We start from the raw sequence: 7,749 nt of genomic DNA on the forward strand, positions 1-7,749 counted from the left end.
TCAAGCAGCAGTTCGACGAGCTGCACAAGGTGCGCTACGGCACCTCGGCCCCCCAGGAACCGGCCGACCTGGTGAGCCTGCGCGTGACCGTGCTGGGCACCATGAAGAAGCCGCCCAAGCACAGCGTGGCCGCCGGCACCGCCACGCCCGACGCGGGTGCGGTGCGCGCGGTCAAGCCGGTGTACTTCCGATCCAGCGGCTGGGCCGACACCCCGGTCTACAGCCGCGACCGCCTGCTGGCGGGCAATGAGATCACGGGCCCGGCCCTGATCGAGGAACACGCTTCGACCACCGTGGTGCAGCCCGGCGACGCGCTGCGCGTGGACGAACTCGGCAACCTGCAGATCGCGATTGGCTCTGACCGTTCCTGAACGGGCGCTTCCAGGAGAACACATGAACACCCACACCACACCCCAGGTCGTCGATGCCGTCACCGTCGAAATCATCCGCAACGGCCTCTACGCCGTGACGGAGGAGATGAAGACCAACCTCACGCGCACCGCCTACAACCTCATCATTTACGAGGCGCTGGACTTCACGGTCGGCCTGTTCACCAGGGAAGGCGACACGGTTTCCATTGGTCTGGGCCTGCCCATGTTCATCCGCGGCATGTCCGAAACGGTGAAGGCCAAGATCAGGCACTTCGGCTACGACAACATCAAGCCCGGCGACATCCTGGTCACCAACGATGCGTACACCACCGGCAGCCACCTGAACCACTTCACGTTCACGATGCCGATCTTCCACGAGGGGAAGCTCGAAGGCTTCACCTGCTGCATGGCGCACTGGCTGGACGTGGGTGGCACGCTGGGCAACGTCACCACCGACATCTTCAGCGAAGGCATCCAGATCCCGATCCTGAAGTACCAGCGCGAAGGCGTGGTCAACCAGGACCTGATCGACATCATCGCCATGAACGTGCGCCTGGCCGAGCGCGCCCTGGGCGACCTGCGCGCGCAGATCACCGCCATCACCACCGGCGAGCGCCGCTATGTGGAACTGCTGCAGCGCTACGGTGCCGAGGCGGTGAACGCGTCCATCCAGCAGATCATGGATTCCAGCGAGGCCGTGGCACGCAAGAACACGCTGTCCATCCCCGATGGCGTGTACGAGGCCGAGTCCTTCATGGACGACGACGGCCTGGAGATCGGCAAACGCATCCCCATCCGCGTCAAGGTCACGGTGAGCGGCGACGAGATGACGGTGGACCTGTCGGACGTGAGCAAGCAGGTGCGCGGCTTCTACAACAGCGGCTTCACCACCGGCATCGCCTGCGCGCAGGTGGCCTACAAGTGCCTGACCACGCCCACCGACTACCCGGTCAACGACGGCTCGTTCCGCCCGCTGAAAGTCATCATGCCCATGGGCACGGTGATCAGCGCCGAGCGCCCTTACCCGATGCGGGTGTGGATGACCTTCCCGATGACGGTGATCGACACCATCTTCAAGGCGCTGGCGCCGGCCATTCCGCACCGCTCCATCGCCGGGCACCACGCCGACCTGGTGTTCCCCAACATCCACGGCATCAGCCCGGAAGACGGTCGCCTGTTCATCGTCGGCATCGGTCCGCTGGGCGGCGGCTGGGGCGCCAAGAGCACCGAAGACGGCGTGTCGGTCACGGTCTGCATCAACGACGGCGACACCCACAACAGCCCGACCGAGCAGCTCGAATCCAAGTACCCGGTGCTGGTGGAGAAGTACCAGATCCGCCAGGACAGCGCGGGTGCCGGCCGCCACCGCGGCGGCCTGGGCGCCGAGATGGTGGTGCAGGCCTTGAGCCCCTTCACCGTGACCACCCGCATCGACCGCGTGCACTGCAAGCCCTGGGGTCTGGAAGGCGGCGGCGACGCCATGGGCAACGGCCTGGCCGTGCGCCACAAAGGGGAGTGGAAAACCGACCACGCCAACGCCAAGATCTTCAACGTGCGGCTGGAGCGCGGCGACGCATACAAGATGCTCTCGGGCGGCGGTGGGGGCTTCGGCAGCCCGCTGGAACGCGACCTGGACCTGGTGGCCGAGGACGTGCGCGAAGGCTATGTCAGCGCCCAGGTCGCGCGCGAGGTCTACCAGGTGGCGCTGGACAGCCACGGCCGGGTGGACCACGCCGCGACCCAGGCCCTGCGCAGCGGCCAGGCCACCGCCGCGGCCGAAGACCTGGCCTGGGACGGCCAGTGAGCACCGCCGTGGCCGACCCGCGCGCCGAACGCCTGGCGAACCTGTGGAGCCGGCTCTCGGCCCAGCACGTGACGCTGGGCGCCGGCTGCGGCTGCATGACGGGCGGGGTCAGCGTCTCGCTGGAAGACTTCGAACTCGACATCGCCGACTACCTGTGGGCCGAGAGTGAGCGCCTGGGCGAGGCGGCGGTGGTGGCCTTCTTGCTGCAGCCCGGGGCCATCGATCAGCAAACCAAGCCGGTGATGCATCTGCTGACCCGGCTGGAAGAGGGCGAGGCCGACGAGGCCGTGGCCGACTGGCTGCTCAGCCGCCTGGCGCGCACGCTGGACTCGTTCGCCAAGCTGCACGGCCCGTCGTCGGTCTGAAACGAAGCCCGTAGCCATGGCCTTCATCCTGCCCCCTCTGGACAACGGCGACAGCGCCGATCCGGCCGTTCGCGTGCCCATCACCGTGCTCACCGGCTTCCTGGGCAGCGGCAAGACCACCCTGCTCAACCGCCTGCTGCGCGAGCCGGACATGCACGGCACGGCGGTGGTCATCAACGAATTCGGCTCGGTGGGCCTGGACCACGATCTCGTGGACCACACGCAGGAAAACATGGTGCTGCTGGCCAACGGCTGCATCTGCTGCACCGTGCGCGGCGATCTGGTCGACGCTTTCGAGCGCCTGGCGCAGAGCCCCGAAGCCCAGCGCGGCGAACTGCGCCACGTGGTGGTGGAAACCACCGGGCTGGCCGACCCGGCGCCCATCCTGCACACGCTGATGGGTGACGCCCGCCTGGCGCGCCACTGGCGGCTGGCCGGTGTGGCCTGCACGGTGGACGCCTTCAACGCCACGGCCACACTGGACCAGCACCGCGAGGCGGTGAAACAGGCCGCCGTGGCCGACCGCCTGCTGCTGACCAAGACCGATCTGGTGCCGCCTGAGCTGCTGGCGCCGTTGAGCGAGCGCCTGCGCGCCATCAACCCGCTGGCGGCCATCACCACGGAACCCGATGGCGCCTTGCAGGCGCTGCTGGGTCTGCTGGACCGGCCCAGCGCTGCGCGGGTGGCCGTGCAGACCGAGCCCGACAGCACGCGCTCGTTTTTCTTTCCGGTCAGCGCGCCGGGGCAGCACGACCCGAACCGGCACGACGACCACATCCGCTCGCACGTGATCGTGCGGGACCAGCCGCTCTCGCGCGAAGGTTTCATGGCCTGGCTGGACATGATCGCGGCCATGCGCGGCGACGACCTGCTGCGCGTCAAGGGCATCGTGCAGCTGGCCGACGACCCGGAGCACCCGATGGTGATCCACGGGGTGCAGCACCTGTTCCACCCGCCCCAGACCCTGGCGCGCTGGCCCAGCGAGGACCGGCGCAGCCGAATCGTGTTCATCACCCGCGACATCGATGCCGACGACATCGACGCGACCCTGCGCATTTTTGAAAGACGCCGCGCCCGCGGCACCCGCCCCGCCCCACCTGTTTGAATGTCACAAGGAGACAAGACCATGATGAAAAGACGCATCGCCTGTGCCGTGCTGGGCCTCAGTGCCCTGGCCCCCGCCTGGGCGCAAGGCAAATTCCCCGAGGGCACGCTCAAGCTGATCGTGCCCTTTGCCGCCGGGGGTGGAGTGGACCAGGCTGCGCGCCTGCTGGGCAAGCAGCTGCAGACCGACCTGGGTGTGTCGGTGATCGTGGAAAACCGGGCCGGCGCCAGCGGCACCATCGGTGGCAAGGCGGTGCAGACGGCCGCACCCGACGGCATGACCCTGCTGTTCTCGGCCGCCACGCACGTGCTGGCCAAGCAGGTGCTGGCCGTGCCGCCCTACGATCCGCAGACCGACTTCGCGCCCGTGGCGCGCGTGGGCGAGGCGCCGCTGCTGCTGGTGATCCCGCCGACCGCGCCGCAGAAGAACCTGAAGGAAGTGCTGGAGGCCGCCCGCGCCCAGCCCGACAAGTGGACCGCCGCCGTGCCGGCCCTGGGGGCGCCCAGCCACCTGGCCACGCTGCTGCTGGCCCAGCAGGGCAAGCTCAAGCTGACCACGACGCCCTACCGCGGCACCGCGCCCGCGCTGGCCGATGTGGCCGGTGGCCATGTGCAGCTGCTCATGGACTCCATCATTTCGCTGCAAGGCATGGCCCGCGCCGGCAAGGTCAAGCCCATCGCGGTCACCTCCACCCAGCGCAGCGGCGTCGCCCCCGACGTGCCCACCGCGGTGGAAAGCGGCTTCCCCGGCATGGTCTACAACTCCTGGTACGGCGTGTGGGCGCCCAAGGGCACGCCGCCCGACCGGGTGCTGTTCCTGAACAAGGCCCTCAACAAGGCCACCGCCGGGCTGGCCCGCGCCGGCGCGTTCACCGCGCTGGGCATCCTGCCGGTGCTGGAGACCACCGACCAGTTCCGCCAGTTCGTGGCCGCCGACGTGGCGCGCAGCACGGAGCTGCTCAAGGAAGCCGGCTTCAAGCCGGAGTGACGGCGCCAGCACCCACAAAAAAAGGGCCGCAACCGCGGCCCTTTTGCATGCGAGGTGTCGATCAGCTCAGCACCACGCTGGACAGGCGTCGGCGGTAGGTGGCCACGGTCGGGTCTTCGGGCGGCACCTGGCCTTCGGCCACTTTGGGCTTGGGGGGCTCGATCACGTCCAGGATGGCGATGAAGGTCTTGCGGGCCAGGTCGTCGTTCCAGGCCTTGTCGCGCATCAGGATCTCCAGCAGCTCGTCCATGGCGGGCACGAACTGGCTGTGCGCCAGCAGCAGCTGGGCCAGGGCGAAGCGGCTGTCGAAGTCGCGCTTGTTGGCGGCGATCCTGGCCTGCAGATCGGCGGCGCGGGCCTGCGGGTCGACCACGTTGGCGTTGGCGTCGCGAGCCTTGATCCAGCGGTTGAGCGAATCGAGCCGGCGCACACCGGCGGACTTGGCGATCACCGGCGCAAACGCCACCTTGGCGTCGTCGTCCAGGTCCATCTCCAGCAGCAGCTTGACCAGGTCAAAGCGCGCGTCGTCGTTGTTCGGGTCGGTCTGCACCGCGTGCTGCAGCTTTTCCAGCGCGCCTTCCAGGTCCCCATCGGCCAGTGCGTCCAGCGCTTCGGCATCTTCCGCGGCGGCCTCCACCTCCTCGGCCGCGGGCAGGTGCTTGTCCAGGAAGGCCTTGATCTGGCCCTCGGGCAGCGCGCCCATGAAGCCGTCCACCGGCTGGCCGTTGACCATGAGCACACAGGTCGGGATGCTGCGGATGCCGAAAGCCTGGGCCAGTTGCTGTTCCTGGTCGGAGTCGATCTTCACCAGCTTGAAACGGCCGGCGTACTCGGCTTCCACTTTCTCCAGCAGCGGGCCGATCACCTTGCAAGGGCCGCACCACGGGGCCCAGAAGTCCACCAGCACGGGCGTGTGTTGCGAGGCTTCGATGACCTCGGCTTCAAAGTTTTCGATGGTGACGTTGATCATGGCGGTGGCGTTCTCGGCGGGCGTCCCGGTGGGCGCGAAACGTAAAATCCACACTTTACCGGAGCGCGGCCGATTCCCCGGCCGCGCCAGCACCCGCCGGCCGCCCCCTGGTCCGGCAGAAAGCCCCCCTCCATGAGCTCCATCCAGGTGGGCGTGGTCATGGGTTCCAGCAGCGACTGGGACACCATGCAGCACGCCGTGCAGATCCTCAAAGACTTCGGCATCGCCCACGAGGCGCGCGTGGTCTCGGCCCACCGCATGCCCGACGACATGTTCGCCTATGCTGAAGCCGCCGTCGGCCGCGGGCTCCAGGCCATCATTGCCGGCGCCGGCGGCGCGGCCCACCTGCCGGGCATGATCGCCGCCAAGACGGTGGTCCCGGTGCTGGGCGTGCCGGTGCAGTCCAAGGCGCTGTCGGGTGTGGACTCGCTGCACTCCATCGTGCAGATGCCCAAGGGCGTGCCGGTGGCCACCTTCGCCATCGGCGCCGCCGGTGCCGCCAACGCGGCACTGTTCGCCGTGGCCCTGCTGGCCAACCAGGACCCGGTCCTGCGGGAAAAGCTCGAAGCCTTCCGCGCCGCGCAGACCGAAGCCGCGCGCGCCATGACCCTGCCTGTCTGATCCCATGAGCCTCAAACCCCTCCTGCCCGGCGCCCTGTCCGACCGCGGCCAACAGATGACCCTGGGTGTGATGGGCGGCGGCCAGCTGGGCCGCATGTTCGTGCAGGCCGCACAGGCCATGGGCTACTTCACGGCGGTGCTCGATCCCGATCCGGCCAGCCCGGCCGGTCTGGTGGCGCATTTCCACATCGAGACCCCGTACGACGACGAGCAGGGCCTGGCCCAGCTGATGCAGCGCTGCGACGCCATCACCACCGAATTCGAAAACGTGCCCGCGCCCGCGCTCATCACCCTGGGCGCACACCGCCCGGTGGCGCCTTCGGCCAACTGCGTGGCCGTGGCGCAGGACCGCATCCAGGAGAAAGCCCACTTCGTCCAGTGCGGCCCCATCAGCGGCGTCTACCCCGCGCCCTACGCCGCCATCGAGACGCCCGAACTGCTGGCCGCCGTGCCGGCCGACCTGCTGCCCGGCATCGTCAAGACCGCGCGCCTGGGCTACGACGGCAAGGGCCAGATCCGCGTGAAGGACCGCGAAGAACTCGCAGCCGCCTGGGACCAGCTGGGCAAAGTCCCCTGCGTGCTGGAAAAGCTGATGCCACTGCAGAGCGAGTGCTCGGTCATCGTGGCGCGCGGCGCCGACGGTCACGTGGTCGCCTTCCCGGTGCAGAAAAACACGCACCACGACGGCATCCTGGCCATCACCGAGGTGTTTGAAGGCGCGGTTCCCGCAGATCTGGCGGCGCGCGCGCAGGCCAGCACCGTCGCGATTGCGAACCACCTGAACTACGTCGGCGTGCTCTGCGTCGAGTACTTCGTGGTCGACAACGGCAACGGCGGCAGCGACCTGATCGTCAACGAGATGGCACCGCGCCCGCACAACAGCGGCCACTACACCCAGAACGCCTGCGACATCTCCCAGTTTGAAGCGCAGGTGCGTGCGCTGGCAGGCCTGCCGCTGCCCACACCGCGCCAGCACAGCCCGGCCATCATGGTCAACCTGCTGGGCGACCTCTGGTTCAACGCCAATGGCGTGCGCAGCGCCGCCAGCGAACAGCCGGTGTCGCCACCCTGGTCGCAGGTGCTGGCCCTGCCGGGCACGCACCTGCACCTGTACGGCAAGCTCAGCGCCCGCCCGGGCCGCAAGATGGGCCACCTGAACATCACGGGCAGCACGGTGGCACAGGTGCGCGAGACGGCGGCGAAGGTGCTGGCCCTCCTGGGTCTGCCTTCCCTGGATTGACGCTATGCCGCTGACCTTGCCGGCCAGCGACCCGGCCGCCATTGAGCAGGCCGCCCAGCGCTTGGCCGCGGGTGGCCTGGTCGGCATGCCGACCGAAACGGTTTACGGCCTGGCGGCCGACGCCGGCAACGCCAGTGCGGTGCGTGGCATCTTTGAAGCCAAGGGCCGGCCCAGCGACCACCCGCTGATCGTGCACATCCCTGCGGCCGAGGCCGGTGACTGGCGCGCCGCCGTGGCACCGCTGGCGCGCGAGGTACCCGATTTCGCCGTGGCGCTGATGAACGCT

At 68.7% G+C, this 7,749-nt stretch carries 8 protein-coding genes and 1 pseudogene; 8 read left to right on the forward strand and 1 reads right to left on the reverse strand.

Annotated elements, in window-relative coordinates; all coding sequences use genetic code 11:
• From ACR2JA_RS03460 to ACR2JA_RS03480, 5 genes and pseudogenes are all read left to right on the forward strand, one after another.
• A pseudogene (locus ACR2JA_RS03460) lies at positions 1-371 on the forward strand (hydantoinase/oxoprolinase family protein); the annotation flags it as partial.
• 22 nt (positions 372-393) lie between these two features.
• Positions 394-2,175, forward strand: a complete 1,782-nt coding sequence (locus ACR2JA_RS03465) for a hydantoinase B/oxoprolinase family protein (RefSeq protein WP_434007726.1) — start codon at positions 394-396, stop codon at positions 2,173-2,175.
• Entirely contained in the window at positions 2,172-2,540 is a 369-nt protein-coding gene (locus ACR2JA_RS03470; RefSeq protein WP_434007727.1) for a hypothetical protein, read from the forward strand. Before ACR2JA_RS03465 ends, ACR2JA_RS03470 begins: the two co-directional genes overlap by 4 nt.
• A gap of 16 nt (positions 2,541-2,556) precedes the next feature.
• On the forward strand, positions 2,557-3,645 hold the full coding sequence (locus ACR2JA_RS03475; protein ID WP_434007728.1) for a CobW family GTP-binding protein: 1,089 nt from the start codon (positions 2,557-2,559) through the stop codon (positions 3,643-3,645).
• Between the two features lie 24 nt (positions 3,646-3,669).
• Positions 3,670-4,632: a Bug family tripartite tricarboxylate transporter substrate binding protein gene (locus tag ACR2JA_RS03480; protein ID WP_434007733.1), complete on the forward strand. Its 963-nt coding sequence runs from the start codon at positions 3,670-3,672 to the stop codon at positions 4,630-4,632.
• A gap of 61 nt (positions 4,633-4,693) precedes the next feature.
• On the opposite strand, the gene trxA is transcribed toward ACR2JA_RS03480, so the two are convergent.
• A complete protein-coding gene (gene trxA, locus ACR2JA_RS03485) occupies positions 4,694-5,602 on the reverse strand; it encodes a thioredoxin (RefSeq protein ID WP_434007729.1) in 909 nt (302 codons plus the stop codon).
• Positions 5,603-5,734: 132 nt separating this feature from the next.
• Here trxA and purE point away from each other — a divergent pair, with 132 nt between their 5' ends.
• From purE to ACR2JA_RS03500, 3 genes are all read left to right on the forward strand, one after another.
• Positions 5,735-6,223 carry a 5-(carboxyamino)imidazole ribonucleotide mutase gene (purE, locus tag ACR2JA_RS03490; RefSeq protein ID WP_434007730.1) on the forward strand — a complete coding sequence of 163 codons (489 nt, stop codon included), beginning with the start codon at positions 5,735-5,737 and terminating at the stop codon, positions 6,221-6,223.
• A gap of 4 nt (positions 6,224-6,227) precedes the next feature.
• The gene (locus tag ACR2JA_RS03495) at positions 6,228-7,463 is read left to right on the forward strand and encodes a 5-(carboxyamino)imidazole ribonucleotide synthase (RefSeq protein ID WP_434007731.1); all 1,236 of its coding nucleotides are present in this window, start codon (positions 6,228-6,230) and stop codon (positions 7,461-7,463) included.
• A 4-nt stretch (positions 7,464-7,467) separates the two neighbouring features.
• The coding region (locus ACR2JA_RS03500; RefSeq protein WP_434007732.1) for an L-threonylcarbamoyladenylate synthase at positions 7,468-7,749 on the forward strand (282 nt) is incomplete at its 3' end.

It is taken from the genome of Hydrogenophaga sp. (assembly GCF_051007235.1).
Taxonomy (GTDB): domain Bacteria; phylum Pseudomonadota; class Gammaproteobacteria; order Burkholderiales; family Burkholderiaceae_C; genus Hydrogenophaga.

Excerpts from the sequence above, each read along its gene's own strand:
- ACR2JA_RS03465 (WP_434007726.1), top strand. The coding sequence starts at position 394 with ATGAACACCCACACCACACCCCAGGTCGTCGATGCCGTCACCGTCGAA.
- ACR2JA_RS03475 (WP_434007728.1), top strand. The coding sequence starts at position 2,557 with ATGGCCTTCATCCTGCCCCCTCTGGACAACGGCGACAGCGCCGATCCG.
- ACR2JA_RS03480 (WP_434007733.1), top strand. The coding sequence starts at position 3,670 with ATGAAAAGACGCATCGCCTGTGCCGTGCTGGGCCTCAGTGCCCTGGCC.
- trxA (WP_434007729.1), bottom strand. The coding sequence starts at position 5,602 with ATGATCAACGTCACCATCGAAAACTTTGAAGCCGAGGTCATCGAAGCC.
- purE (WP_434007730.1), top strand. The coding sequence starts at position 5,735 with ATGAGCTCCATCCAGGTGGGCGTGGTCATGGGTTCCAGCAGCGACTGG.
- ACR2JA_RS03495 (WP_434007731.1), top strand. The coding sequence starts at position 6,228 with ATGAGCCTCAAACCCCTCCTGCCCGGCGCCCTGTCCGACCGCGGCCAA.